This window comes from Streptomyces sp. NPDC032126, from assembly GCF_055580085.1.
This window is the reverse complement of sequence record NZ_JBVIMA010000007.1, coordinates 172,181-196,996: the sequence shown is the minus strand read 5'-3', so window position 1 is coordinate 196,996 and position 24,816 is coordinate 172,181. Positions and strand designations below refer to the sequence as shown.

Annotated in this window: 21 protein-coding genes and 2 tRNA genes; 15 read left to right on the top strand and 8 right to left on the bottom strand. The window is 71.0% G+C overall.

Annotated features, from left to right (window positions below; all coding sequences use genetic code 11):
* Nucleotides 1–21: 21 nt before the first annotated feature.
* Complete coding sequence (locus ACZ5NW_RS26075; protein WP_468746341.1) at nucleotides 22–567, bottom strand: DsbA family protein; 546 nt, start codon at nucleotides 565–567, stop codon at nucleotides 22–24.
* Nucleotides 568–773: 206 nt separating this feature from the next.
* Here ACZ5NW_RS26075 and ACZ5NW_RS26070 point away from each other — a divergent pair, with 206 nt between their 5' ends.
* Both ACZ5NW_RS26070 and ACZ5NW_RS26065 read left to right on the top strand, forming a co-directional pair.
* Complete coding sequence (locus ACZ5NW_RS26070) at nucleotides 774–1,217, top strand: hypothetical protein (RefSeq protein WP_468746340.1); 444 nt, start codon at nucleotides 774–776, stop codon at nucleotides 1,215–1,217.
* Between the two features lie 163 nt (nucleotides 1,218–1,380).
* Entirely contained in the window at nucleotides 1,381–1,533 is a 153-nt protein-coding gene (locus ACZ5NW_RS26065; RefSeq protein WP_020138043.1) for a hypothetical protein, read from the top strand.
* 40 nt (nucleotides 1,534–1,573) lie between these two features.
* On the opposite strand, the gene ACZ5NW_RS26060 is transcribed toward ACZ5NW_RS26065, so the two are convergent.
* Both ACZ5NW_RS26060 and ACZ5NW_RS26055 read right to left on the bottom strand, forming a co-directional pair.
* A complete protein-coding gene (locus ACZ5NW_RS26060) occupies nucleotides 1,574–2,134 on the bottom strand; it encodes a CGNR zinc finger domain-containing protein (RefSeq protein WP_468746339.1) in 561 nt (186 codons plus the stop codon).
* Nucleotides 2,135–2,363: 229 nt separating this feature from the next.
* Nucleotides 2,364–2,777 (bottom strand): SsgA family sporulation/cell division regulator, encoded by a 414-nt coding sequence (locus ACZ5NW_RS26055; protein WP_004002642.1) that lies wholly within the window; start codon nucleotides 2,775–2,777, stop codon nucleotides 2,364–2,366.
* A 191-nt stretch (nucleotides 2,778–2,968) separates the two neighbouring features.
* On the opposite strand from ACZ5NW_RS26055, the gene ACZ5NW_RS26050 reads away from it, so the two are divergent.
* The 7 genes from ACZ5NW_RS26050 (at nucleotide 2,969) to ACZ5NW_RS26020 (ending at nucleotide 11,297) form a co-directional block, all read left to right on the top strand.
* Nucleotides 2,969–3,427 (top strand): TIGR02611 family protein, encoded by a 459-nt coding sequence (locus tag ACZ5NW_RS26050; RefSeq protein WP_468746338.1) that lies wholly within the window; start codon nucleotides 2,969–2,971, stop codon nucleotides 3,425–3,427.
* Nucleotides 3,428–3,503: 76 nt separating this feature from the next.
* Nucleotides 3,504–3,578, top strand: a tRNA-Val gene (locus ACZ5NW_RS26045).
* A 1,122-nt stretch (nucleotides 3,579–4,700) separates the two neighbouring features.
* The gene (locus ACZ5NW_RS26040) at nucleotides 4,701–6,023 is read left to right on the top strand and encodes an ABC transporter substrate-binding protein (RefSeq protein WP_468746337.1); all 1,323 of its coding nucleotides are present in this window, start codon (nucleotides 4,701–4,703) and stop codon (nucleotides 6,021–6,023) included.
* Nucleotides 6,023–6,991 (top strand): carbohydrate ABC transporter permease, encoded by a 969-nt coding sequence (locus ACZ5NW_RS26035; RefSeq protein ID WP_468746336.1) that lies wholly within the window; start codon nucleotides 6,023–6,025, stop codon nucleotides 6,989–6,991. The genes ACZ5NW_RS26040 and ACZ5NW_RS26035 overlap by 1 nt, the downstream gene beginning before the upstream one ends.
* Nucleotides 6,988–7,869 carry a carbohydrate ABC transporter permease gene (locus ACZ5NW_RS26030; protein ID WP_468746335.1) on the top strand — a complete coding sequence of 294 codons (882 nt, stop codon included), beginning with the start codon at nucleotides 6,988–6,990 and terminating at the stop codon, nucleotides 7,867–7,869. Before ACZ5NW_RS26035 ends, ACZ5NW_RS26030 begins: the two co-directional genes overlap by 4 nt.
* Before the next feature lie 13 nt (nucleotides 7,870–7,882).
* On the top strand, nucleotides 7,883–8,473 hold the full coding sequence (locus ACZ5NW_RS26025; protein WP_468746334.1) for a hypothetical protein: 591 nt from the start codon (nucleotides 7,883–7,885) through the stop codon (nucleotides 8,471–8,473).
* An 88-nt stretch (nucleotides 8,474–8,561) separates the two neighbouring features.
* Nucleotides 8,562–11,297, top strand: a complete 2,736-nt coding sequence (locus ACZ5NW_RS26020; RefSeq protein WP_468746333.1) for an exo-rhamnogalacturonan lyase family protein — start codon at nucleotides 8,562–8,564, stop codon at nucleotides 11,295–11,297.
* Nucleotides 11,298–11,372: 75 nt separating this feature from the next.
* Here ACZ5NW_RS26020 and ACZ5NW_RS26015 read toward each other — a convergent pair whose 3' ends face one another.
* Nucleotides 11,373–13,787 (bottom strand): SCO7613 C-terminal domain-containing membrane protein, encoded by a 2,415-nt coding sequence (locus tag ACZ5NW_RS26015; protein ID WP_468746332.1) that lies wholly within the window; start codon nucleotides 13,785–13,787, stop codon nucleotides 11,373–11,375.
* Between the two features lie 125 nt (nucleotides 13,788–13,912).
* Here ACZ5NW_RS26015 and ACZ5NW_RS26010 point away from each other — a divergent pair, with 125 nt between their 5' ends.
* Together ACZ5NW_RS26010 and ACZ5NW_RS26005 are read left to right on the top strand one after the other, a co-directional pair.
* The gene (locus ACZ5NW_RS26010; RefSeq protein ID WP_468746331.1) at nucleotides 13,913–14,359 is read left to right on the top strand and encodes an SRPBCC family protein; all 447 of its coding nucleotides are present in this window, start codon (nucleotides 13,913–13,915) and stop codon (nucleotides 14,357–14,359) included.
* A 39-nt stretch (nucleotides 14,360–14,398) separates the two neighbouring features.
* Nucleotides 14,399–14,470, top strand: a tRNA-Val gene (locus ACZ5NW_RS26005).
* Between the two features lie 65 nt (nucleotides 14,471–14,535).
* Here ACZ5NW_RS26005 and ACZ5NW_RS26000 read toward each other — a convergent pair.
* Nucleotides 14,536–15,261, bottom strand: coding sequence for an exonuclease domain-containing protein (locus tag ACZ5NW_RS26000; RefSeq protein WP_468746330.1), 726 nt, complete (start codon nucleotides 15,259–15,261; stop codon nucleotides 14,536–14,538).
* A gap of 168 nt (nucleotides 15,262–15,429) precedes the next feature.
* Here ACZ5NW_RS26000 and ACZ5NW_RS25995 point away from each other — a divergent pair, with 168 nt between their 5' ends.
* The 3 genes from ACZ5NW_RS25995 to thrS all read left to right on the top strand — a co-directional run bounded on the left by ACZ5NW_RS25995 (nucleotide 15,430) and on the right by thrS (nucleotide 19,277).
* Nucleotides 15,430–15,996 (top strand): DUF4365 domain-containing protein, encoded by a 567-nt coding sequence (locus tag ACZ5NW_RS25995; protein WP_468746329.1) that lies wholly within the window; start codon nucleotides 15,430–15,432, stop codon nucleotides 15,994–15,996.
* Nucleotides 15,993–17,210 (top strand): serine/threonine-protein kinase, encoded by a 1,218-nt coding sequence (locus ACZ5NW_RS25990; RefSeq protein ID WP_468746328.1) that lies wholly within the window; start codon nucleotides 15,993–15,995, stop codon nucleotides 17,208–17,210. The genes ACZ5NW_RS25995 and ACZ5NW_RS25990 overlap by 4 nt, the downstream gene beginning before the upstream one ends.
* Before the next feature lie 90 nt (nucleotides 17,211–17,300).
* Entirely contained in the window at nucleotides 17,301–19,277 is a 1,977-nt protein-coding gene (thrS, locus tag ACZ5NW_RS25985; RefSeq protein WP_468746327.1) for a threonine--tRNA ligase, read from the top strand.
* A 24-nt stretch (nucleotides 19,278–19,301) separates the two neighbouring features.
* Here the strand turns inward: thrS and ACZ5NW_RS25980 are convergent, their stop codons facing one another.
* Nucleotides 19,302–19,955, bottom strand: a complete 654-nt coding sequence (locus tag ACZ5NW_RS25980; RefSeq protein ID WP_468746326.1) for a potassium channel family protein — start codon at nucleotides 19,953–19,955, stop codon at nucleotides 19,302–19,304.
* Nucleotides 19,956–20,022: 67 nt separating this feature from the next.
* On the opposite strand from ACZ5NW_RS25980, the gene ACZ5NW_RS25975 reads away from it, so the two are divergent.
* On the top strand, nucleotides 20,023–20,580 hold the full coding sequence (locus tag ACZ5NW_RS25975) for an HIT family protein (RefSeq protein WP_468746325.1): 558 nt from the start codon (nucleotides 20,023–20,025) through the stop codon (nucleotides 20,578–20,580).
* A 53-nt stretch (nucleotides 20,581–20,633) separates the two neighbouring features.
* On the opposite strand, the gene ACZ5NW_RS25970 is transcribed toward ACZ5NW_RS25975, so the two are convergent.
* Together ACZ5NW_RS25970 and ACZ5NW_RS25965 are read right to left on the bottom strand one after the other, a co-directional pair.
* Entirely contained in the window at nucleotides 20,634–22,295 is a 1,662-nt protein-coding gene (locus tag ACZ5NW_RS25970) for a hypothetical protein (protein ID WP_468746324.1), read from the bottom strand.
* A 187-nt stretch (nucleotides 22,296–22,482) separates the two neighbouring features.
* Nucleotides 22,483–24,678, bottom strand: a complete 2,196-nt coding sequence (locus ACZ5NW_RS25965; protein WP_468746323.1) for an elongation factor G-like protein EF-G2 — start codon at nucleotides 24,676–24,678, stop codon at nucleotides 22,483–22,485.
* Nucleotides 24,679–24,816 lie beyond the last annotated feature (138 nt).

Sequence of the window (24,816 nt, the reverse complement as noted above, 5' to 3'; positions counted from 1 at the left end):
GGACTTCAGCCGAGCCGACGCTCAGCCCCGCTCGGCCAGCAGACGGTCCGCGATCTCCTCGACGCGCTCGCGCAGCCCCTCCTGGCTCTTGCCGCCGTCGAGGCGCTCGCCGCCGATGACGTACGTCGGCGTGCCCGTCACACCGATCGCCTTGCCCTCGGCCTGGTCGGCGTCCACGATCAGGATGTGCCGCCCGTCGATCAGCGCGGTGTCGAACTCCTCGGCGTCCAGGCCCAGTTCGCGGGCCACTTCGACCAGGAAGGGTTCTCCCTCACGGTCCAGTTCCTCGACCCGGCCCAGCACGGCCTCCACGTACGCCCAGCCCTGCCCCTGCTCGGCGGCTTCCTCGGCGGCCTGCGCTGCGGCGAAGGCGTGCCGGTGCTTTTCCAGGGGGAAGTGCCGCAGCCGCAGCTCCAACCGGTCGCCGTAGCGCTCGCGCAGGGCGCGCAGATCGGTGAGGGCGATGCGGCAGTCCGGGCACTGCAGCTCGCACCAGACGTCGAGGACGACGGCCGGCCGGTCGGCGGCGGAGGGCGCGGAGGATGCCGCGGGGGAGGAGTCGCTCATGGGGCCAGTCTCCCAGCCCGGGGGCCGGAGCCCCAATCCGGACCGTCGGCCGACCGGCACCTCCGGAGGAGGCGACCCGGAGATGTCCCTGATGTCCGGCCGCGGCATGGCCCGAGAGGGCGGGGGAGGTGCACGATGGAGGGGACCGGATGTGCCCCTGTTCGACCGTGCCCTGTCCGTGCGGGGCAGCTTGTCTGGAGGACCGGATGATTGCCGAGACCGTCTGTTCCGCCGTCGCCGCGGCAGGCCTGGGCATCGCGGCGGTCACCGCGTACCGCAAGCGCTTCCTCGCGGCCACCCGTATCGCGGCCTACGCGCTGGTGCCGCTCGGCCTGGTGATGACCGGAGTCGTCGAGTGGGTCGCCGACACCGCCTTCAGCCCGACGGCCTGGGCCGGATTCGTCCTGCTCGGTGTGGCCTGGGGACTGTTCTCGATCACCCGCGCGGTGGAGCGCCGCAGGGAAGGCGGCACCCGCGGGGAGCGCAGAGCCGCCCGATCCGGCCGGTCCGACGCGGTGGCTCCGGCCGCCTCGGCGCCCTCGCTCGGGCCCGCGTCCCGCTCGGCGACGCGCACCGCGGGCACGTCACGTGGGGGCGGCTCCGAGGACTTCAGCGACATCGAGGCCATTCTCAAGAAGCACGGCATCTGACGCTACGCGCCGGTGCCGCCGTCGACTGAAACGACACAGACGGGCCGCAGGCGCGCGGAAGTGATCACTCCGTGAAAAGGACTCGCGGAAAACAGCGAACTCCCGCTCACGCCGGGCGTGGTGATCGCGTGACGACCCCGGCCTGCGTCATCATCGCCGCGAGATGCTGGACACGACACAGAGCGACGCCGCGCCGCCGCAGGACGAGCCGCGCGGTTGCCTTTTCGCCCTTTCCCAGCCACCGCTGATGATCTTCCTTGCGGTGATCGGGTGTCTGCTGCTCATGGCTGCGCTGCACGACCTGCTGCTGCTGTGACCCGTACCCGCGGTCCCCGGCGCCACCCGCCGGGGCCGCGTCAGCCCGTCGCCTCCTTGCGCCGGGCGCGATAGGCGGCCACGTGCAGGCGGTTGCCACAGGTCCTGCTGTCGCAGTAGCGGCGGGACCGGTTGCGGGAGAGGTCGACGAAGGCGCGGCGGCAGTCCGGCGCCTCGCAGCGGCGCAGCCGCTCCTGCTCACCGGCGACGACGAAGAACGCCAGCGCCATGCCGCAGTCGGCCGCGAGATGGTCGGCGACGGAGGCGCCCGGCGCGAAGTAGTGCACATGCCAGTCGTAGCCGTCGTGGTCCGTGAGTCTCGGCGTGGTGCCGGCCGCGGCGACCAGCTCGTTGATCAGTCCGGCCGCGCTCCGGGCGTCCTTCGCCGCGAAGATCCCGGCGAACCGCCCGCGGATCCGCCGCACCGCCGAGAGGTCGAACTCGGACAGCACGCCGACGTCACTGATGTCGTGCTTGCGCACGAACTCCGCGAGCGCGCCGATGTCCGCCAGCCCGTCCGAGGCCGTGTCGTCCTCCGGCGCGGTGTTCACGAGATCCACCACGGCATCGAGCGCACACCTGGTGTCGTGGGTGATCAGCACGTTTCGCTCCCTGGCCTGGGGACGGGCGAATACCCGCCGATGCTGGCCGATGGTAGCCGCACCGGCGGCCGGATCCACCAGGAGTCGCGCACCGGGAACAGGCCGACGCCGCGCCAGGGAGCCCGGTGGAGCTCCGTGGCGCGGCGTCGGCGTCTGCCGTATGCGGTTGTCCTGGCCCGAGCCGTCTCCCCGAGTGGACGGCGCCGGGTGGCTCGTGGGGAGTCCCGACCTAGCTCTCCGCCAGGATGTGCGAGAGCTCCTGATCGAGATCGAAGTGCCGGTGCTCCGTGCCCGGGGGCACGGCCGCGTCCGTTCGCTTCAGGAAGGATTCCAGCGCCCGCGCCGGGGCTTCCAGCAGGGCCTCGCCCTCCGGGGAGCTCAGGGCGATGCAGACGACGCCCTGACCGTGGCTGCGCGACGGCCAGACGCGGACGTCGCCCGTGCCGGTGGGGCGGTGCAGCCCCTCCGCGAGGAGGTCGCGGGCGAACACCCACTCGACGGTCTCCTCGGCTCCGGTGTGGAAGGTGGCGTGCACGGCGTAGGGGTCGGCCGTGTCGTACCGCAGGCCTGCGGGGACAGGCAGGGAGGACTCGCTCGACACAACGAGGCGCAGGTGCAGCTCGCAGCTGACCGTGGTGTTCATAAGCGCCAGGGCCTTTCGCTCAGTGTGCGCTCGGGGATTCGCACGTCGGCGAAATCGACATGCCACCTACGGTGCCGTTGTAAACCCCTCTGAGTGTTTTGCGTGTCTTTACGTAACTCTTCCGGCGGAGGGGCGTTCTCCCGGGTACCACCATTCCAGTGACCGGTTTCTCTCGGGTAGGGTTTGGCCGTATGAATACGGGGAGTAACGAGCCTGGCGAGGTTGCCGTGGCGGCGGACGACATGAAGGCGGACAAGGCGGCGGGGGAGCGGGAACAGGGGCTCGGATCGCGGGCACCCGAGTTCATCAAGGCGCGCCGTGTGCTCCACCTCAGCTGGCAGGTGGGCGTCTTCGTGGTCGGCCTGGCGGTCGTGGGCGCCGGCATCATCATGCTGCCGCTGCCCGGACCCGGGTGGGTCGTGATCTTCGGCGGTATGGCCATCTGGGCCACCGAGTTCGTCTGGGCCCAGCTGGTGCTGCGCTGGACGAAACGGAAAGTGACCGAGGCCGCCCAGCGCGCCCTCGACCCCAAGGTGCGCCGCCGCAACATCATCCTGACCTCGATCGGCCTCGTGATCGTGGGTGTGCTCGTCGGCGTCTACCTGTGGAAGTTCGGCGTCGTCATGCCCTGGAAGATCAAGGATCAGTGAGCGGGGCGGGCGCGGCGACGGTGCCCTCCCTGGTCACAGGCACCCCCTGACATGGGGTAATGTTCTTCCTGCGCCCGGGCGATTAGCTCAGTGGGAGAGCGCTTCGTTCACACCGAAGAGGTCACTGGTTCGAACCCAGTATCGCCCACCACCCGGACCACCGGCCCGTCTGCGACCAACGCGGACGGGCCGGTGGCGTTTGCGGGTGCGGGTGCGGGTGGTGATCGGCGGGGCTGGGTGGGTGGCCGGGTGGTGTGGGGTGCCTGGTGCGGAGGTCGGGGGCTGGGGGCGGGTGCTGGGCTGGGTGACCTGGTGGTTCGGTGCTTGTGGGGGCCTGGCGGGGTGTGGGCGGCGGGGCGAGCCTGCGATGCCCAGGGTTGGGTTGATCTCCGGTGTTGTGCGGTGTGGTGCTTGCGGGTGCTTGCTGGGCGCTGGGTTCCGTGGCAGCTAGGGGCCGTGGTCGGCCTGGCGGTGCAGTGCTGGCAGGCCCTCGATGGGCCGCTCGACCGGCGGGCTTCCATGCGAACGATGCCGGGCTCGGCGGCTTGGAGCGCGTTTTCCAGGGCGGCGGCTCCTGACCTGCCCGTAACGTCTGACCTGCCCGCACGCCCGATCTGCCCGCCGTCGCCGCCCCGCCGGGGCACGGCGAAGAAGCCCGCCCCGCACAGCCGGCGCCCTCGATCCGCACGCCGGGCCGGATAGGCAGAGCTTGCCCGAGCTGCACGTGCGCCGGGGCTCGGTGGAGCCTGCCCGAGCTGCACGTGTGCTGGCCCGGCAGAGCCTCCCTGTGCCGCCTGTGTGTCCGACCAGCAGAGGCTGCCCAAACTGCCCGCCGTGCCTGATCTGCGCCGGCCTCTTGGTCCGGCCCTCTCTCGCGCCCCCTGCCCATCCCACCCTGCCCGCGAGCCCTGACCTCTTGCCGCGCCCGACCTCGCCCCCCGACCCCGCTCGCGCCCGCCCCCGTCTCCACTTCCAGGGCCTCTCCACGCCCCCCACCCCACCCCCCAACACCCGCTCATCCCCCGACGCCCCGCTCACCCCGGCCCCCATGACCCCACCCCCCACTCCAACACCCACCCACCCCGCCCACGACCACCGAATCTCGCCCCCACCTCCGCGCCCGCCCCGCCCTTCACCTGCCCCTTCCCCCCAACTCCCGCCCCCTCCACCTCCCATAGCCGCCCCCCACCCCCAAGAAATTCCTGTCCGAATCATTGACGCCCCTCCCACCCCCTCGTACCTTGTGCCAGCAAGCGCTTTCTTGAAACGATTCATGCAGCAGCGACGACGCTGCGGGGAGGGCCCGACTGTGGCAAGCAGGAATGTTGAGAGGCGTACGATCCTCAAGGTGGCCGGGGCCTCCGCGGCGACGCTCGGGCTGACCGCCGTGACCGGCTGCGGTGGCGACGGGGGGACCTCCTCCGATGGAACGGTGACGATCCGTTACTCGTGGTGGGGTGCCGAGGAGCGGCAGAAGAGGATCACGCAATCCATCGCGCTCTTCGAGAAGAAGTACCCGAAGATCAAGGTGAAGACGGACTTCCAGGACTACGTCGCATTCTGGGAGAAGTTCCAGACCCAGGCCGCCGGCGGAAATCCCCCGGACGTATTTCAGAACGCCGTCGGATTTCTTCGGAAGTACGACAAGCGTGGCATCCTTCTCGACCTCAAGTCCCAGATAGACGCGGGCAATTTGCGCGTCGACAACTTCCGAGAGGGCGTCATCTCGGTCGGCCAGGTGGGCGAGAAGCAGCTCGGCATTCCCGTCGGCTCCAACACCATGGCATTGGTCATCGACAAGAAGGTCTTCCAGAAGGCGGGCGTCACCCCCGCGGCCGGCTGGACGTGGGACGACTACTTCAAGGCCCTCAAGACCGTCTACGACAAGACCAAGGTCCCCGGCGACACCGGCTACTTCAGCATCATGTACCTCTACGACCTGTACCTCCGTCAGAACGGCAAGGCGTTCTTCGGCGAGGACGGACTCGGCTTCGACAAGGCCGACCTGACGGAGTGGTGGCAGGACGGCTACAACCGCGTGAAGGCCGGCATCATCACCGACCCCAAGACCGTCGCCCAGGACCGGCCCAAGTCCTCGGTCACGGCGGGCCACGGCGCCTCCGAGTTCACCTGGGACAACTTCACCGTCCGCTACACGGCGGAGGGAAGCAGCGAGTACGGCCTCGCGCCCATCCCCACCACGGACGGCAAGCACACCGGCCAGTACCTCGCCTCCCTCATGCTGAGCGCCTCCGCCCGCACCAAGCACCCCAAGGAAGTCGCCCAGTTCATCGACTTCATGGTCCACGACCCCGAGGTCGGCAAGATCATGGGCTACGACCGCGGCATCCTCGCCAGCACCGAGCAGTACGCGGCGTTCAAGCCGACCGATCCGGTCGCCCAGGAGATCGCGAAGTACGAGGACGACACGGCCAAGGCGGGCGTCCTTGGCAAGATCACCCCGCACCCGTCCGGCGCCGACACCGTCGAGGCCGCCTTCCTGCGCCTCGCCGGCGACATGAGCCTCGGCAAGTACAAGGTCGCCGACGCGGTGAAGCAGTTCTTCGACGAGTCCGAGGCCGCTTTCCAAGCCTGATGGGAACCACTGTGACCCTCGTCAAGGAGTCTTTGCCCGACACCCGCAAGGCCCGCTCCGTCCGCCCCGCCGCCGGCAAGCGGCGGGGCCGCCGGGAGAACCTCACCGGCTACCTCTTCATGTCCCCGTGGATCGCGGGCTTCCTGATCCTGACCGCGGGCCCGATGGTGGCCTCCCTGTACTTCGCGTTCACCGACTACAACCTCTTCAACTCCCCGAAGTGGATCGGCTTCGACAACTTCACCCGGATGTTCGACGACCCGCGGTGGCGGAAGTCGGTCGAGGTCACCGCGAAGTACGTCATCATCGGCACGCCGCTGAAGCTGCTGCTCGCCCTCGGCGTCGCCCTGCTGCTGGCGCAGAGCCGGCGCGGCCAGGCCTTCTACCGGGCCGCGTTCTACGCTCCCTCACTCATCGGCGCGAGCGTGTCCATCGCGTTCGTGTGGCGCTCGATCTTCTCCGACGACGCGATCGTCGACCGCACGATGGGCCTGCTCGGCGTGCACAGCGGCGGCTGGGTCGGCGACCCCGACTGGATCCTGTACTGCCTGGTCGCGCTGACCGTCTGGCAGTTCGGCGCGCCCATGGTCATCTTCCTGGCCGGCCTCAAGCAGGTGCCCAGGGAGCTGTACGAGGCGGCCGCGATGGACGGTGCCGGACCGCTGCGCCGCTTCTGGAGCATCACGCTGCCGATGATCTCCCCGGTGCTGTTCTTCAACGTCCTGCTGGAGACCATCCACTCGTTCCAGATCTTCGGCTCCGCCTACGTCGTCTCCAACACGAACTGCGGCCCGGCCGACGCCACGCTCGTCTACACCTGTTACCTGTACCAGCAGGGCTTCAAGAACGCGCAGATGGGCTTCGCCTCCGCGATGGCGTGGATGCTGCTGCTCGCCGTCGCCCTGGTCACGGCCGTCCTCTTCTGGTCGCAGAAAAGGTGGGTGCACTACGAGGAGGACGCCCGGTGAGCGCCACGACGACATCCCGCAAGCCGCTGGGCGGCCTCGGCCGCAAGCGGGCCGGTTCGCTGGCCTGGCACCTGGGCTCCCTGCTCGTCCTCGCGGTCGTGCTGTATCCCGTGGTGTGGGTGATCGGTGCCTCCTTCAAGCCCAGCAAGGACATCATCAACAGCCTGGACCTGTTGCCGTCCGACCCGGTCCTCGCCAACTTCAAGGGCCTGGCCGACGGCATCGCCGACATCTCGATCTGGACGTTCTTCCAGAACTCCCTGATCTACGCGCTGGGTTCGGTCGCCGGCATCCTGATCTCCTGCTCGCTGACGGCGTACGCCTTCGTGAAGATCAAGTTCGCGGGCCGGAACCTGCTGTTCTCGCTGATGATCGGCACCCTGCTGCTGCCGTACCACGTGCTGCTCATCCCGCAGTACGTGATGTTCCAGAAGATGGAGCTGATCAACACCTATGTCCCGCTGCTGATCGGCAAGTACCTGGCCACGGAGGCGTTCTTCGTCTTCCTCATGGTGCAGTTCATGCGGAACCTGCCGCGGGAGCTCGACGAGGCCGCGCGGATCGACGGCTGCGGGCATTTCCGGATCTACTGGTCGATCGTGCTGCCGCTGTGCCGGCCCGCGCTCATCACCAGCGCGATCTTCACCTTCATCAACGCCTGGAACGACTTCATGGGCCCGCTGATCTACCTCAACGAGCCCGGCAAGTACACCGTCTCCCTCGGCATGATGATGTTCCGCGACTCCGACGGCGTCGCCGCCAACTACGGCGGTCTGATCGCCATGTCGCTGGTCGCGCTGCTGCCGGTGCTGCTGTTCTTCCTCGCCTTCCAGCGGTACCTCATCGACGGTATGGCGACCTCCGGACTGAAGGGCTGAGGCGGGCGGGACGATGGCCGGTGCACGGGTGAAAGCGCGCAAGGAGTCGGTGTTCGCCGAGCGGTTCGGCGTGTTCGCCGAGTGTCTGCTCACAGGTGTCTGGATCGCGGTGGCCTCGCTGGGCGTGGTCACCTACCCGGCCGCCTTCGCCGCCGGCGCGCGGCATCTGCGGCGCCGTACCGCCCATGAGGGCGGCGGCTGGCGGGAGTTCGTCGCCGACTTCCGGGCCGCCGCGCGCGGCGGCTGGGCCGTCGGGCTCGCCGGGTGGGCGGCCGCGGCCGCGGTCTGGGTGGACGTCCAGGCGGCCCGGGCCGGGCTGCCCGGCGGGCCGCTGGTCGGGGCCGTCGGACTGTTCGCGCTGATCGGCGCCGCGGTCGCCGGGCTGCGCGCGGCCGCGGTGTGGACGCCCGGCGACACCTGGCGGGCCCTGCTCGCCCGGGCCGGCCGCCGTACGGTCCTCGATCCTGCCGGATCCTTCCTGCTCACCGCCGGGATGGCGGTCGTGGCCCTGTCCGGATGGTTCGTCACGCCGCTGGCGGTCCCCGTCCTGGGGGCCGTCGCGGCGGCGGCCGTCGCCGTGGAGGAGCGGTACCGGCACCGCTGACCGGCGGTGCCCCTTTCGTCAAGGTCGGCGCCCTGCGTGCCTACCTCTCTGTCATGCCCCTGACCGGCTGCCCATGGAAGGAATGGCCATGTCTCCCATCCCCCGCAGGTCCCTCCTCAAAGCCGCGGCCGCCGCCGGAGCCGCCGCGCAGTTCAGCTGGGCGCTGGGGGCGAGGGAAGCGCAGGCCGCCCCCAGCGCCGAGGCCGCCGACGCGGATCCGGTGACCCTCGACTGGCTGGAGGACGGTGGCCTCGGCGCCGCCCCCGGCTCCACCGTCGGCGTGCCCTGGCCGATGGGTGCCCACCAGGAGGACCAGACCTTCGCGCTGACGGACGCCGACGGCAAGGCCGTCCCCGTACAGTCCTGGCCGATCGCGTACTGGCCGGACGGTTCCCTCAAGTGGACCGCCCACGCGGTGAGTTCGGGCTCCGGCAAGCTCACCCTGTCGGCCGGTGAGGCCGCCGCCCCCGACCAGAGGGTCACCGTCGACAAGAGCGGCGGCACCATCGACGTCTCGACCGGTGTGATCACCGCGAAGATCGGGAAGTCCGGCGCCACCCTCGTCAAGTCGGTCACCCGTGGCTCCACCGAGATCGCCCGCAACGGCCGGCTCGTCCTCATCCGCCAGCCCGAGATCGAGGACGAGGACCAGGGCACCGTCAAGACCGAGCGCTTCGACGGCGCCATCGACACGGTCACCGTCGAACAGGACGGCCCGGTCCGCGCGGTCGTCCGCATCGACGGCAAGCACCGCAAGGGCGACCGCGGCTGGCTCCCCTTCTCGATCCGCCTCTACTTCTACGCGGGCGCCGACTCCTTCCGCATGGTCCACACCATCACCTACGACGGCAGGCAGGAGCCCGGCAAGGCGAGCGGCGACTTCATCCGGGGCCTCGGCGTGCGCTTCAGCGTGCCGATGCGCGACCCGTCGTACGACCGCCACATCCGCCTCGGGGGCGAGGGCACCGGCCTGCTGCGCGAGGCGGTCAAGGGCATCACCGGGCTGCGCCGCGACCCCGGAACCGCCGTCCAGGAAGCCCAGTTCGCCGGGAAGAAGCTGCCCGACCCGGCCACCTGGGACCAGCGGGTGACGACCCGGCTCCAGTACATCCCCGAGTGGGGCGACTATACCCTCTCCCAGCTCTCCGCCGACGGCTTCACCCTGCGCAAGCGCACCAAGAAGGGCTACGGCTGGATCGCCGCCGGCGGCGGAAAGCGGGCCTCCGGCTTCGGATACGTCGGCGGCGCCGGCGGCGGATTCTCCTTCGGGCTCCGGGACTTCTGGGAGCGCCATCCCTCCCAGCTCGACATCCGCGACGCCCACACCGACGAGGCCGAGGTCACCCTCTGGCTCTGGTCGCCCGAGGCACAGCCCATGGACCTGCGCTTCTACCACGACGGCATGGGCCAGGACACCTTCGCCGAGCAGCTGGAGGGCCTCAACATCACCTACGAGGACTACGAGCCCGGCTTCGGCACCCCCTACGGCATCGCCCGCACCTCCGAACTCCTCTTCTGGGCCAACGCCTCCACGCCCACCCCGGAGAAGCTCGCCCAGCAGATCGAGGCGGTCCGGGTGCTGCCCCAGCTCGCGGCGCCGCCCCAGCAGCTCATCAAGGCGAAGGTCTTCGGCCCGGGCCTCTACTCCGAGCCCGACCGCTCCACCCCGGCCAAGGCGAAGATCGAGGACCACCTCGACTTCCTCTTCACCTACTACAAGGACCAGGTGGAGCAGCGCCGCTGGTACGGCTTCTGGGACTACGGCGACATCATGCACACCTATGACACGGTGCGGCACCAGTGGCGGTACGACATCGGCGGCTACGCCTGGGACAACTCCGAGCTCTCGCCCGACCTGTGGCTCTGGTACGCGTATCTGCGCAGCGGCCGCGCCGACATCTTCCGCTTCGCCGAGGCGATGACCCGGCACACCGGCGAGGTCGACGTCTACCACCTCGGCCAGTGGGCCGGCCTCGGCACCCGGCACGGCGTCCAGCACTACGCCGACAGCGCCAAGCAGCAGCGCATCGCCAACACCACCTACCGCCGCTTCTACTACTTCCTCACGGCGGACGAACGCGTCGGCGACCTCATGCACGCCAACGTCGACTCCGACGAGACCTTCCTCGTCCTCGACCCGCTGCGCAAGGTCCGCACCGACCCCTACACGCCCGACCGGCACGCCCTGTCGATCGGCTTCGGCACGGACTGGAGCGGCCTGGTCTCGGCCTGGCTGACCGAGTGGGAGCGCAAGGGCCCCAAGTGGGAGAAGGCCAAGGCGCGCGTGCTGTCCACGATGGAGGGCATCGCCGCCCAGCCCAACGGCTTCGTCCAGGGCAGCGGGCTGTACGACCTCGACACCGGCAGGTTCGCCGTCGCCACCGCGCCCGTCGTCGCCGTCTCCCATCTCTCGGCCGTCTTCGGCCTCAACGAGCTGTGCGCGGAGCTGATCCACCTCGTGGACATGCCGAAGTTCCACGAGGCGTACTACGACTACTGCCGCTACTTCAACGCCACCAAGGCCGAGCAGGCGGCCCGGTACGGCTCCCACTTCGGCACGCTGCTGCTCTTCCAGGGACACTCGCGCCTCGACGCGTACGCCGCCGTGCAGACCGGCGACGCGAAGCTCGCCGCGCGGGCTTGGCAGAAGTTCTACAACTCCGATGGGTACAAGGAGTCCGCGCCGTGGGCCACGGAGGCGGTGACCGGGCCGATGGCGCTGGTCGCCGGGAGCGAGGCTGCTTGGGTGTCCACGAATGACACGGCTCTGTATGGGCTTGCGGCCATTGAGAATCTGGCGCTGGTGGGGGACAAGATGCCGTAGTGCTTGAGGTTGTGGGGAACTGCGCGTCCGTCGTGGCTGGTTGCGCAGTTCCCCGCGCCCCTGTCGGGGCGCTTCTCAGGTCATCTTTCCCAGGATGTCCCGCGCTCTTCTCACGTCTCGGATGCGTTGTTCGTATGTTGCTCCCAGGGCCAGGAGCAGGAGGCCTGCCAGGGCCGGAGGGGCCCAGCGGGGGAGGAGGCCCGCCACCTGGATCAGGTAGGGCGCCAACTCGTGCAGGGCGTCCAAGGTGAGGACCGCGCCGCCCAGGACCAGCGGGGCCTGGAGGCTGTGGCCGCCGCCCAGCAGGGTGAGCGCCAGTGCGGCCAGGCCCAGGATCAGGGGGCGGGTCCAGTCCGGGTCGGTCCAGGTCGCGGTCAGGCTCGGGAGCAGCGTGGCCGCCAGGCCGGGGCCGTACGCCGTCCAGGAAGAGGTCAGTGGATCGCGGCGTCTGCGCCACGCGCCGACGAGCAGGGCGGGGACGGTCACCGGGAGGGTGTACGCCTCGGGCGTGCCGACCCCCCAGGCACCCAGTCGTACCCAGGTGGCCAGGACGAACAGGGCGGTGGCCGCGTAGCCGACGGACCGGCGCTCGGGGCGTACGGCCGTCCCCGCGGCGATCACTCCGAGCAGGGCCAGCACCAGGGCCAGCATCGGGGCGTCCATGGCGGCGAGGCCGACGGCCACGAGCCCGGCGACGGCCCCGGTCACCTCGGTGGCGAGCTGCGCGGCACCGTCGAGACGCGGTGCGAGCAGGGCCGCCAGTGCCGGCACCGTCAGGACGAGCACGGCCGTGTACTGCGGCTGCCAGTCCGCCGCGGTACCGATCGCGCAGGCCAGCGCGGTCGCGTACGCCACGGTGGTCGGGGCGGTGAGCGCGGCGAGGCGGAGGCGCGTCGACGCCCGCGCGAAGAGCACGGTGATCGCGGAGAGTGCGGCGAGGGTCGCCGTCCGGTCGGCCAGGGCCTGCAAGGCGAGGTCGAGGGAGGCGGCGAGAGCCAGGAGCGTTCCGGTGAGCGGGAGGGCGCCCTTCAGCGCGGTGGGCCGGAGGACCGCTGCGGCCAGGGCGGCAGCGGCGAGCGCGGCCGGGACCAACAGGCCGATCGCATAGGGGAGTTGGAAGACCGGCGGGAGGGTGAGGGCGGTCACCCAGCCCAGGGTGGTCGCCGCGATCAGCGCGCGCGGGCGCCAGACCGCGTCCCGGACCGTCACGGCCAGGACAGCGGTGACGACCACGATGACGACCAGGGCCTGTGCGGACCACCACGGCCAGGGCGCGTACTCGCCCAGTGCCGCCCGAGCGTCCGCCGGTGCCCCCGTCCACGGTCGCGCGGCCCAGTCGAGGGGGCCCAGGACGACGGCCCCGACCAGCGGCAGCGCACTCAGCAGGCCCAGCGCCTGCACCGAACCGGAGGTCCAGGCCAGGCCGTCGCGCACGGGCTCGGGCAGCCGACCCCGCAGCGCCGCGAGGAGAGCGGCCGCGCAGAGCACGTACGCGGGCACCCACCAGTCATCGGGCAGGGCGTTCCGCAGGATGCCGCCGGCCGCCGCGACGAGGAGCAGCGCACCGAGCGCGGTGGTGCCGGTGGCGATGAGCGGGAGGCCCGATGTGCCCTCCGTCTCGTTCGCCGCCGCATCCGGCGCCTGCGCCAGGCGCCACGCCGCTGCGACCGCGATCGCCGCGCCGAAGGTCAGGAGCGCCGCCGCACGGGCGACGGCGCTCGGGCCGGTTGCCGTCAGGGACAGCGAACCGGCCGCCAGTGCGCCCCAGGCGCCCAGGCCGTACGCGCCGATCGCGGCGATGATCCGTACGGGCCGGGCGGTCGTCCGCAGGGCCACCGCCGTGTCGGCCGCCGCCGTCACCAGCAGCGCGGCCGGGACGCCGTAGTCGCCCGCGTCCAGCGCCGACGCGCCCAGCCACAGCGGGAGTTGGGCGGCGACCAGGGCCGCCGGCAGCGGCAGGCGCAGCGCGCCCAGGGCCCTGCCGTACGCCGCCCACCCGACCGCCAGGACCGACGCCGCGACCGCCGCGTACGCCGTGCCGTCCGTGCCCGCGAGCGCGGCCTCGTGCAGGGCGTAGGCGTCCAGCACCGTCAGCGCCAGCCCCAGCCCGGCCACCGACTCGGCCGTCGAGCCCAGCCCCCGCCGCAGCAGGAACACCGGCGCGGCCAGCGTCGCCGCCGTCACCGTGCCGAGCACCGCGGCCCGCCCGGCGATCCCCAGGTGCCCCCAGCTGACCAGCGTGAACGCCATCGCGGCGATGGTGAGCAGCACCCCGCCGAGCACCAGCAGCACGTTCTGCACGCGTGGCGGCGACGCCTCGACGGGGCGCGGGGCGACCGGCGCCGGGGCGGGGGCGGGCGGCGCCAACTGCCGCAGGGCCGCGACCAGCCAGGCGCGGCGGGCCAGCAACTGGGCGCGCCGGGCGTCCAGTTGCCGGAGCTCGGCGTCGAGGAGCCGCAGTTCCTCGGCCGGGGGCGGAAGGTACGTCATGCCCCGGAGTGTGGTTCGCGTCACGGCCGCGGGGCATGAGTGCGGGTACTCAGGACGTACTCAGATCCGGGGGAAAGGCGCTGCGTACAGGGGAGATCCGGGCGGGATCCGGGCACACTGCCCGCATGGACTGGACCCATTACCGCTTCCTCAGCCTGTGGTCCCTGCCCGCGCCCGTCACGGCCGTCTACGACGTGCTGGAGCGGGCCGAGGAGTACCCCGACTGGTGGCCCCAGGTGCGCGCGGTGACCCGGCTCGACGACACGACCGGCGTGATCAGGATCCGCTCGGCCCTGCCCTACGACCTGACGTTCACCGCGCGCGAGGTGCGGCGAGACCGGGCGGCCGGGGTGCTGGAGATCGCGATGACCGGCGACCTGGAGGGCTGGGCGCGCTGGACGCTGACCCCGCGCGGCAGCGGCACCCTCGCCCGCTACGACCAGGCCGTCGACGTCACCAAGCCGCTGATGCGCCGCCTCGCCGTGCCGGGGCGGCCGGTCTTCCGCGCCAACCACCGGCTGATGATGCGCTCCGGACGGCGCGGACTCATCCGCCGGCTGGAAGCGGTTTGAAGGAAACCCGCGGGGGCCTGTATTGTTCAGTGCGTTCCCGGGCGATTAGCTCAGTGGGAGAGCGCTTCGTTCACACCGAAGAGGTCACTGGTTCGAACCCAGTATCGCCCACCGGGAAAGACCGGTCCGCAGCAGCGGGCCGGTCTTTTTGCTGCCCCGACGCCTCTCGCCCGCTCCTACGCCGCCGCCGGCAGTTCCGGCCGCAGCGGCCACGACGGGTCCACCGTCTCCTCCGTGCCGCTGCGCGCGAACCACGCCTGCAGGCCGCGCGCCTGAGCCGCGTGCCAGCCGGTCTGCAGCGCGTGCAGCTCGACCGGCGTCAGGCGTTCCAGCCGCGCCGCGAAACGGCGGCCCACCGCCCGTACGACCTCCATGGCGGCCAGCGCGTCCGCCGCCGCGTCGTGCGCGTCGGACAGCGTCACGCCGTAGTGCTCGCACAGGTCGGTCAGTGTGCGCCGGCCCTTGCGGTAGCGGTCCAGATGTTTGTCCAGGACCCGCGGATCGAGCACCGTCAGCGGCGCCGACTCGAACCAGCGCGCCAGCGACGAGGCGCGATGGCGGCGCAGCTCACGATCGAGCAGCGTCAGGTCGAACGGCGCGTTCATCACCACCAACGGCCGTCCCGCGGCCGCCTGTTCGCCGAGCAGCTCGGCTATCTCGTACATCACCGGCGACGGCCAGCGGCCGTTGCGCTGCAGGTGATCCTCCGTCAGCCCGTGCACCGCCGTCGCCGCCTCGGGCACCGGCACGCCCGGGTTCACCAGCCACCGGCTCACCCGTGGCCGGGTGCCCGGGGCGTCCTGGACGACGAGCGCGGCCGACACGATCCGGTCGGTCTCGACGTCCACTCCTGTCGTTTCCGTGTCGAACGCCGCGAGAGCGCCCTCATACCAGATGGCCATGCCTGCACAACCCCTCGTTCACCCACGGCAGCTGACGTACCGTCTTCTGCCTGTTTGGTGATACCCGGGCCGTTTGCGCCGTACGCCGGAAGGACACAACACAGATACGGGTCTTTGCAGTTCAGCGGCCCGTTACGGGGATTCACCTGGCTGGGAAGGCTGTTGGACATGGCGATAGCGCAGCCCGAGCGGGGCGGGCTGCTGCCCGAGCGCACGGGCCCCCTTCGCGGCACGCTCGCCACCACCGCCTGCATGGAGACACTGCAGGTGGGATATCTGCACGCCGTCGCCGCGGCCGCGGGATGCTCGCTGTCCCAGCCGTTCCCGGACAACGGCATCGACTGGCACGTCAGCCACAGCGCGCCCGGGCACACGGTGGACGACGAGGTCACCATCAAGGTGCAGCTCAAGGCCACCTACCAGATAGCGCCCAACCCGTCCGGCCGCTTCTTCTCCTTCACGCTCGACAACGACCATCTGCGCAAACTCGCCCGCACACCGGTCTCGGTGCACAAGATCCTGGTCGTGATGATCGTGCCGAGGTCCCAGGACCAGTGGCTGCGGGCCGGCCACGACCGGCTCGACCTGCGGCACTGCTGCTACTGGGTCAACCTCGCCGGCCACCCGATCACCGGCCGTCAGCGCACCACCGTGCGCGTCCCGACCACACGCATCTTCGACGACCGGGCGCTGTGCGAGATCATGACGCGGGTCGGGACGGGAGGCAGACCATGACGCACCGCCCCCTCGACGAGCACCTCAGGCCGGTCAAAGCCCACCCCACCGAGGAGTCCTGGGAGCGCACGCCCGACCCCGGCGAGGTCGACCCCGCCGTCCTCGGCGCCCTCCTGCTGCGACACGGCTGGCAGCGCCGCGGCGGCGCCGCCGGACGGTACGGCCGCTGGACCCCGCCCGGACCCGGTGGCGCCGGGACGAGCCTGCTGGTGCCCGAGAGCCGCGCCTTCCCCGACAGCGACGACCTGCTCGCGGAGGCCCTGCTCGCGCTCTCCCGCAGTGCCACGCCCTCCGCGCGCGAGGTGCTGGTCGGCCTCGCCGTGCCCAGCGACGAGATCCGCTGGTGGCGGGACGCGCCCACCGGACCCGCCGGGGCCGCGCCGTGGACCGTCGAGGAACAGCTGCGCACCGCCGCCCGCCAGATGCTGCTGGCCGGCGCCCTCGCCACCCGCGCGCGGGCCGGCTACTACGGCGCCCGGCACCGCCGCACCGCCGCCGCCCTGCTCGACGACGTCCTGGTCGGCTCGGCCACCGGCGGCCGCAGGCTGACCGCGTTCGTGCCGGTCGGCGCCGCCCGCCCGGTCGCCGTACGTCTCCACCAGGCCCTGTACGCGGCCCGTGAGGCCATCGACTACCAGCGGGCCACCGGCGGCATGGACGCCTTCGACGCCGCCGTCGAGGCAGGCGTCAGCCGGGAGCTCACCGACGCGATCGTCGCCCTCGTGCGCGGCACCGAGGGAGCGCGCATCGCGGTCGCCTGGGCGCCCGGCGTCCCGGTCCCCGAGGACGTCGCCGCGAGCGTCGAGCCCGTCGAGTTCTCGCCCGGTGACCTGCCCGTGCTGCGTGAGGCCGGCGCCCGCTATCTGCGCGAGGAACCCTCCGTGTCCGTGCGCGTCACCGGCGCGGTCGTCCGGATGCGCAGGGCCGGGCCGCGCGGCGAGGGCAGCGTACGGCTGCGGGTGCTCGCCGGCGCCGAGATCCCGTACATCCGGCTGACGCTGGACGAGGAGGACTACCGGATTGCCGGGCAGGCCCACCTCGTCGGGCTGCCGGTGCGGGTGCGGGGGCGGCTGGAGAGCCGGGGCGGCTTCCGGCGGCTCACCGGAGCCTGCGGCGTCGTCCCCGTGCAGGTGGACGAGGCGGAGCGGGACCGGCTGATGAAGTCCCTCCAGGAGAATCTGGACTTCTTCGAGGAGGCCTGCGGAGGGGACTGATTTCGCGGAGGGTGGCCCCGGGTCGGTACGATCCGGTCATGCGCGCGCTCCTCGTACGGCGCCGCACCCACCTTCAGTCAGGAGAGACCGGTGTCAGACGTCCGTGTGATCATCCAACGCGATTCCGAGCGGGAAGAGCGCACGGTGACGACGGGCACTACGGCCGCCGAGCTCTTCGCCGGCGAGCGCTCGATCATCGCCGCGCGCGTCGCCGGCGAGCTCAAGGACCTGTCGTACGTGCTCTCCGACGGCGAGGAGGTCGAGGGCGTCGAGATCTCCTCCGAGGACGGTCTGAACATCCTGCGCCACTCGACCGCGCACGTGATGGCGCAGGCCGTACAGGAGATCTTCCCCGAGGCCAAGCTGGGCATCGGCCCGCCGGTCAAGGACGGCTTCTACTACGACTTCGACGTCGAGAAGCCGTTCACGCCCGAGGATCTCAAGGCCATCGAGAAGAAGATGCAGGAGATCCAGAAGCGCGGGCAGAGGTTCGCCCGCCGCGTCGTCACCGACGAGGCCGCCCGCGAGGAGCTGGCCGACGAGCCGTACAAGCTGGAGCTGATCGGCCTCAAGGGCTCCGCGTCCAGCGACGACGGCGCGGACGTCGAGGTCGGCGCCGGCGAGTTGACGATCTACGACAACCTGGACGCCAAGACCGGCGAGCTGTGCTGGAAGGACCTCTGCCGCGGTCCCCACCTGCCCTCCACCCGCCTCATCCCGGCGTTCAAGCTGATGCGCAACGCGGCCGCCTACTGGCGCGGCAGCGAGAAGAACCCCATGCTCCAGCGCATCTACGGCACCGCCTGGCCGTCCAAGGACGAGCTGAAGGCGTACCTCGACTTCCTCGCCGAGGCCGAGAAGCGCGACCACCGCAAGCTGGGCAACGAGCTCGACCTGTTCTCCATCCCCGAGCAGATCGGCTCCGGCCTCGCCGTCTTCCACCCCAAGGGCGGCATCATCCGCCGGGTCATGGAGGACTACTCGCGCCGCCGCCACGAGGAGGAGGGCTACGAGTTCGTCTACACCCCGCACGCGACGAAGGGGAAGCTCTTCGAGACCTCGGGCCACCTGGACTGGTACGCCGACGGCATGTACCCGCCCATGCAGCTCGACGAGGGCGTGGACTACTACCTCAAGCCCATGAACTGCCCGATGCACAACCTGATCTTCGACGCGCGCGGCCGCTCCTACCGTGAACTGCCGCTGCGCCTCTTCGAGTTCGGGACCGTGTACCGGTACGAGAAGTCGGGCGTCGTGCACGGCCTCACGCGTGCCCGCGGCTTCACCCAGGACGACGCGCACATCTACTGCACCCGCGAGCAGATGTCGGAGGAGCTCAACAAGACGCTCACCTTCGTCCTCGGCCTGCTGCGCGACTACGGCCTGGAGGACTTCTACCTGGAGCTGTCCACCAAGGACCCGGAGAAGTTCGTCGGCAGCGACGAGGTCTGGGAGGAGGCCACGGAGACCCTTCGCCAGGTCGCCGAGAAGCAGGGCCTGCCGCTCGTTCCCGACCCGGGCGGCGCCGCCTTCTACGGGCCGAAGATCTCCGTCCAGGCCAAGGACGCCATCGGCCGCACCTGGCAGATGTCGACCATCCAGCTGGACTTCAACCTGCCGGAGCGCTTCGACCTGGAGTACACCGCGGGCGACGGCTCCAAGCAGCGCCCGGTCATGATCCACCGCGCGCTGTTCGGCTCCATCGAGCGCTTCTTCGCCGTGCTCCTGGAGCACTACGCGGGCGCCTTCCCGGCGTGGCTGGCCCCCGTCCAGGCGATCGGCATCCCGATCGGCGACGCGCACGTGGAGTATCTGGAGAAGTTCGCCGCCACCGCCAAGGCCAAGGGCCTGCGGGTCGAGGTGGACTCCTCCTCGGACCGGATGCAGAAGAAGATCCGCAACGCCCAGAAGCAGAAGGTGCCCTTCATGGTCATCGCGGGCGACGAGGACATGTCGAACGGCTCGGTGTCCTTCCGCTACCGCGACGGCTCCCAGGAGAACGGCATCCCCTTCGACGAGGCGATCGCGAAGATCATGACCGTCGTCGAGGAGCGGACGCAGGTCTGACCCGGCTGATCGGAGGCCCCCAGGTCACCCTGGGGGCCTCTCGTCGTCCTCCCGGGTGAAGACCTGGATCAGCCAGGACGAGAAGGATCCGGTGACCGCGCCCAGCAGGGCCAGGCCGCACGCCATCATGCCGACCGCGATCAGCCGGCCCCGTGGCGTCACCGGGGTGATGTCGCCGTAGCCGACGGTCGTCAGCGTCTCGCAGGCCCACCACAGAGCGTCCCCGAAGCTCTTCATGCTCCCGCCCTGAGCGCCGCGTTCCTGCTGATAGACGGCGACCGCGCCGGCGAACCCGAGCAGCGCGGTCGACAGCGTCGCGTAGGTGATCACGCGGGCGTGCAGCGACAGCCGCGGCTCCCCGTGGCGCCGCTGCATGACCTCGTACAGCCGTACGATCCGCAGGGGGCGCAGCAGCGGCAGCAGTACCACCACGGTGTCCAGCCAGTGCGTCGGTACGAAGCGCAGCCGCTGTCCGCTGAGCCACCAGCGCACCCCGTAGTCCGCCACGAACAGCGCCCACGTGGCCAGCGTCACCGCCAGCAGCAGGTCGTGCCAGGCGCCGGGCAGACCCGGGGCGAGGACGTGGGTCGTGTACGCGGCGAGGAAGACCAGCGAGGCGATGCCGAGGGGGACCTCGGTGCGCTCCTCCCAGCGGGCCTGAGGGGTGTCTTCGTCCACCGGCCCAGCTTCGCCCGAGGGACGCTCGCGCGAACCCCGGCGACACGCCGCGAACGGGCGAAGCCATATGCTGCCTTGCATGACGAGTGAGCCGGAACAGCAGATCGGAGTCGGGACGCGGGACGCGTTCCAGCGCCTGTGGACGCCCCATCGGATGGCCTACATCCAGGGTGAGGGCAAGCCCACCGGCCCGGGGGCCGACGACGGCTGTCCCTTCTGCTCGATCCCGGCGAAGTCCGACGAGGACGGCCTGATCGTCCGGCGCGGGGAGCACGTGTACGCGGTGCTGAACCTGTACCCGTACAACGGCGGCCATCTGATGACGGTGCCCTATCGGCACGTCGCCGACTACACCGACCTCACCGACGCGGAGACCACGGAACTCGCCGAGCTCACCAAGCAGGCGATGACCGCGCTGCGCGCCGCGTCCGGCGCGCACGGCTTCAACATCGGGATGAACCAGGGCACGGTCGCGGGCGCCGGCATCGCCGCCCATCTGCACCAGCACATCGTCCCGCGCTGGGGCGGCGACACGAACTTCATGCCGGTCGTCGGGCACACCAAGGTGCTGCCGCAGCTGCTGGCGGACACCCGCAAGATGCTCGCGGAGTCCTGGCCCGTCTGAGCCCCGGTGCCGCCCCCGGCCGGGGGCGGCGCAGTCTCATACGTCGGCAGCTCTCATGCGTCGTAGGTGTCGGCCTTCTTCGGCGTCGGGTCCTGCACGGCCCCGCTGAGGACCGACGACCGCGCGCTGAACTTCTCTATGTCGACCCGGTGGTCCCGGAGGACCTGGAGCGCCGCGTCGTGGACCCGGCGCAGCACCGGGGTGGCGGTGCGCAGCACGTCGTCGCTCATGAAGCGGTTGGGCCAGGGCTGGTCGGCCCAGGCATGCCGCAGGCCGAAGGGCTCGGGCAGCCCTATCGAGCCGCCCAGCCAGTTCAGCAGCGGCGGATACCAGCTGAGCGTGGCCCGCGCGGCCAGGCGGACGACCTCGTCCGAGGTGACGAGCGGCAGGGTGATCTTCCGGGTCTCCCAGAACCTGACGGTCTTGGCGACCTCCTTGGTCGGGGCCTCCGGCTTGGTCAGGAACAGGCCGTTCACCGGGCCCAGCGCGTGTCCGGTGACCTCGATGCGCAGGGTCTCCTTCAGCACCGTCACGGTGATCATCATGGTGATGATCAGCTGGCCGCCCCAGGTCGACCACTGCACACCGAGGTAGTGCCGGTTTCCGCTGTCCCACTGCTGCTCGTTGCAGATGGTCTCCAGGGCCTTCGGCTTGACCTGGTACGCCTCCACGTCCGGGCCTTCGGGCCGGACGACCGCCTTGGCGTCGTGGGCGACATGGGTGACGACCCAGTCCTTCACCGACGGGGCCGGGAAACCGCCGGTCTTCAGGCGCTGTCGGGGCAGCAGCTTCAGCTCGTCGTGGATGGCGCGGGCGACCGTCCAGCTACGGAACTCGTGGATGCCGAGCTGGGGGTCGGCGGGCGCCAGATCCTCCGCGAGGGTCCAGATGCCCCAGCGGGTGCCCATGCCGAGTATGCCCTTGCGGCCGGCGTAGAAGACCGCGTTGGACTGCTGCTCGGCGCTCAACCTGGCCAGGGACTGGCGCAGTTGCTCGGCCGCCGTCTGGTTGGGGCTGGTCGGCACGGCCTCGGGGACCTTGGCGCCGATACTGCTGCCGGACAGCAGGCTGTCCCAGCGCCCGCGCAGGTCCTTCGCGGTGCTCTCGCAGACCCGCTTGGCCAGGAACCAGCCGGCGACCGGGGCGACCACCGCGCCGCGCGCGTACCACCCCCAGAAGCCGCTGAAGGGCATGCGGACCAGGAACAGCACGGCGAGGGCGCCGACCGCGACGAGCAGCGCGGTGGCGGCGCCGGACACCCGCCTGTTGTCCTGCCTGGCCATCGTGGCGCGCAGCTGGAAGACCAGCAGCCACACCAGGAGCCCCGGCAGGAACACCACCCCGGCCAGCAGCATGATGGCCGTGAGCTTCTGGTCGCGCTCCCGGCGGATGCGGTTGGCGGCCAGGCAGTGTTCGACGACCACCTGCGGCTCGGTGCCGAAGGACTGGATCAGGGAGTTGCGGCCGACGCCGAGCATGCGGTCGATCACGGCCTGGGAGAAGGCCTCGCCCAGGTTCGGGCGGAAGATCTTCGCCCAGGGGCGGCCGGGGTTGACGGTGGACTGATGCCACTCGTTGTCGGCCTTCTTGATGTCCTCGACCTTGTTGTCCCGGTAGGCCGCCGACGCCAGCGCGAACGTCGCTATCTGCCCCTCGTCGCCCGTCCGCGGCACCTGGGGTCCGAAGAAGTCCGCGTAACCGCCGTCAAAGGTCATTCCCGCCCCCGATCGCCGCCACTCCCGCTCCTGCGGCCTTCCCGACTTCCGTGCTCCGCACACCTGTTGATCAGGTCATCAGGGTATCCGCCCCCACCGACATCCGTCGGCGGACGCCCGAAGCCGGCCGTCCCGCCCGTCGGCGGACGCCCGAAGTCGCCCGCCGATTCCGGATGTCGGTCAACTCCTAGCTGTCCCGCGCCTGTTCGCGGACCTTCTCGGCCACCTGGACCGGCATCGGCTCGTGCCGGGCGTAGGAGCGGTTGAAGCGGGCCGTGCCGTGCGAGAGGGAGCGCAGGTCGACCGCGTACCGGCCGATCTCGATCTCGGGCACCTCGGCGCGTACGAGCGTGCGCCCGCCGCTGGTCTGCTCGGTGCCCAGGACCCGGCCGCGCCGCCCCGACAGGTCGCTCATCACGGCGCCCACGTACTCGTCGCCGACGAGCACGCTCACCTCGGCCACCGGCTCCAGCAGATGGATCTTGGCGTCGGCCGCCGCCTCGCGCAGCGCGAGCGCGCCCGCCGTCTGGAACGCGGCGTCGGAGGAGTCGACCGAGTGCGCCTTGCCGTCCACCAGCGTGACCCGCACGTCGATGAGCGGGTAGCCGGCCGCTACCCCCTTGGCCGCCTGCGCCCGGACGCCCTTCTCGACCGACGGGATGAACTGCCGCGGCACGGCCCCGCCGACGACCTTGTCGACGAACTCGATGCCGGAGCCGCCCGGCAGCGGTTCCACCTCGATCTCGCAGATCGCGTACTGCCCGTGCCCGCCGGACTGCTTCACATGCCGCCCGCGCCCCGCCGACTTCCCGGCGAACGTCTCCCGCAGCGACACCTTGTGCGGTACGACGTCCACCTGGACGCCGTAGCGGCTGCGCAGCCGCTCCAGCGCGACGTCCGCGTGCGCCTCGCCGAGGCACCACAGGACGACCTGGTGGGTGTCCTGGTTCTGCTCCAGGCGCATCGTCGGGTCCTCCGCGACCAGCCGGGCCAGACCCTGCGAGAGCTTGTCCTCGTCGGGCTTGCTGTGCGCCTGGATGGCCAGCGGCAGCAGCGGGTCGGGCATCTGCCACGGCTCCATCAGCAGCGGGTCGTCCTTGGCGGACAGGGTGTCGCCGGTCTCCGCGCGGCCCAGCTTCGCCACACACACCAGATCGCCGGCGACGGCGTGCGTGACCGGCCGCTGCTGCTTGCCGAAGGGCGTGGACAGCGCGCCGATCTTCTCGTCGACGTCGTGGTCCTCGTGTCCCCGGTCGGCCAGGCCGTGCCCGGAGACGTGCACCGTCTCGTCGGGCCGCAGCGTGCCGGAGAAGACGCGGACCAGCGAGATCCGGCCGACGTAGGGGTCGGAGGACGTCTTCACGACCTCGGCGACCAGCGGACCGTCCGTGTCGCACGCCTTGAGCTCGCGCGGCTTGCCGTCGATCGTGGTGACGCCCGGTGTGGGGTGCTCGAACGGGGTCGGGAAGCCGCGGGTGATCAGTTCCAGCAGCTCGAGGGTGCCGATGCCCTGCCGTCCGCCGTCGATGGGGGGCGAGGCCGCCAGGACCGGGTGGAAGGTGCCGCGCGCGACGGCCCGCTCCAGATCCTCGATGAGCGTCTTGATGTCGACCTGCTCACCGCCGAGGTAGCGGTCCATGAGCGTCTCGTCCTCGCTCTCGGCGATGATCCCCTCGATCAGCCGGTTGCGGGCCTCCTCCATGTCCGGCAGCTCGTCCTCGCCCGGCTCGGACTCCACGCGCGTGCCCGTCGAGTAGTCGAACAGCTTCTGCGACAGCAGCCCGATCAGTCCCGTCACGGGCGCGTGCCCGTCGGGTGCCTGGGGGCCGTGCAGCGGCAGGTAGAGCGGGAGCACGGCGTCGGGGTCGTCCCCGCCGAACGCCTCCGCGCACACCCGGGTCATCTCCTCGAAGTCGGCGCGGGCCGCCTCCAGATGCGTGATGACGATGGCGCGCGGCATGCCGACCGCCGCGCACTCCTCCCACACCATGCGGGTCGAGCCGTCCACGCCGTCGGAGGCGGAGACGACGAAAAGGGCCGCGTCCGCCGCTCGCAGACCGGCCCTGAGTTCCCCGACGAAGTCGGCGTATCCGGGAGTGTCCAGGATATTGATCTTGATGCCGTCCCATTCGACGGGCACCAGGGAGAGCTGCACCGAGCGTTGCTGCCGGTGCTCGATCTCGTCGTAGTCGGAGACGGTGCCGCCGTCCTCCACGCGGCCCGCCCGGTTCACCGCTCCCGCGGCCAGCGCGAGAGCCTCCACCAGAGTCGTCTTGCCCGAACCGGAGTGGCCGACCAGCACCACATTCCGTACGGACGCGGGGTGGTCGGCCGCCACTGCCCTGCCGGCGGCCCCGGGGTGTGTCTGTGTCTTGTCGCCCATGATCCTGCCTCCCGTGCACGGTGAGGTCACTGGGGGCGCGGACACGACGGTTCCTCCCCCAGACTTCGTCCGGGAGGTGCCCCCAGCGATGGCGGCTCCGACGACGCCCGCGGCACTTCGAGCTTTCCACTCCCGTCA

What these genes read in the sequence shown, in the direction of transcription:
- ACZ5NW_RS26075 (WP_468746341.1), bottom strand. Translation starts at nt 567, where the DNA reads ATGAGCGACTCCTCCCCCGCGGCATCCTCCGCGCCCTCCGCCGCCGAC.
- ACZ5NW_RS25990 (WP_468746328.1), top strand. Translation starts at nt 15,993, where the DNA reads ATGACGCACCGCCCCCTCGACGAGCACCTCAGGCCGGTCAAAGCCCAC.
- ACZ5NW_RS26070 (WP_468746340.1), top strand. Translation starts at nt 774, where the DNA reads ATGATTGCCGAGACCGTCTGTTCCGCCGTCGCCGCGGCAGGCCTGGGC.
- ACZ5NW_RS26065 (WP_020138043.1), top strand. Translation starts at nt 1,381, where the DNA reads ATGCTGGACACGACACAGAGCGACGCCGCGCCGCCGCAGGACGAGCCG.
- ACZ5NW_RS26000 (WP_468746330.1), bottom strand. Translation starts at nt 15,261, where the DNA reads ATGGCCATCTGGTATGAGGGCGCTCTCGCGGCGTTCGACACGGAAACG.
- ACZ5NW_RS26020 (WP_468746333.1), top strand. Translation starts at nt 8,562, where the DNA reads ATGTCTCCCATCCCCCGCAGGTCCCTCCTCAAAGCCGCGGCCGCCGCC.
- ACZ5NW_RS26050 (WP_468746338.1), top strand. Translation starts at nt 2,969, where the DNA reads ATGAATACGGGGAGTAACGAGCCTGGCGAGGTTGCCGTGGCGGCGGAC.
- ACZ5NW_RS26015 (WP_468746332.1), bottom strand. Translation starts at nt 13,787, where the DNA reads ATGACGTACCTTCCGCCCCCGGCCGAGGAACTGCGGCTCCTCGACGCC.
- ACZ5NW_RS26035 (WP_468746336.1), top strand. Translation starts at nt 6,023, where the DNA reads ATGGGAACCACTGTGACCCTCGTCAAGGAGTCTTTGCCCGACACCCGC.
- ACZ5NW_RS25965 (WP_468746323.1), bottom strand. Translation starts at nt 24,678, where the DNA reads ATGGGCGACAAGACACAGACACACCCCGGGGCCGCCGGCAGGGCAGTG.
- ACZ5NW_RS26055 (WP_004002642.1), bottom strand. Translation starts at nt 2,777, where the DNA reads ATGAACACCACGGTCAGCTGCGAGCTGCACCTGCGCCTCGTTGTGTCG.
- ACZ5NW_RS25995 (WP_468746329.1), top strand. Translation starts at nt 15,430, where the DNA reads ATGGCGATAGCGCAGCCCGAGCGGGGCGGGCTGCTGCCCGAGCGCACG.
- ACZ5NW_RS26010 (WP_468746331.1), top strand. Translation starts at nt 13,913, where the DNA reads ATGGACTGGACCCATTACCGCTTCCTCAGCCTGTGGTCCCTGCCCGCG.
- ACZ5NW_RS25970 (WP_468746324.1), bottom strand. Translation starts at nt 22,295, where the DNA reads ATGACCTTTGACGGCGGTTACGCGGACTTCTTCGGACCCCAGGTGCCG.
- ACZ5NW_RS25975 (WP_468746325.1), top strand. Translation starts at nt 20,023, where the DNA reads ATGCTGCCTTGCATGACGAGTGAGCCGGAACAGCAGATCGGAGTCGGG.
- ACZ5NW_RS26025 (WP_468746334.1), top strand. Translation starts at nt 7,883, where the DNA reads ATGGCCGGTGCACGGGTGAAAGCGCGCAAGGAGTCGGTGTTCGCCGAG.
- ACZ5NW_RS26040 (WP_468746337.1), top strand. Translation starts at nt 4,701, where the DNA reads ATGCAGCAGCGACGACGCTGCGGGGAGGGCCCGACTGTGGCAAGCAGG.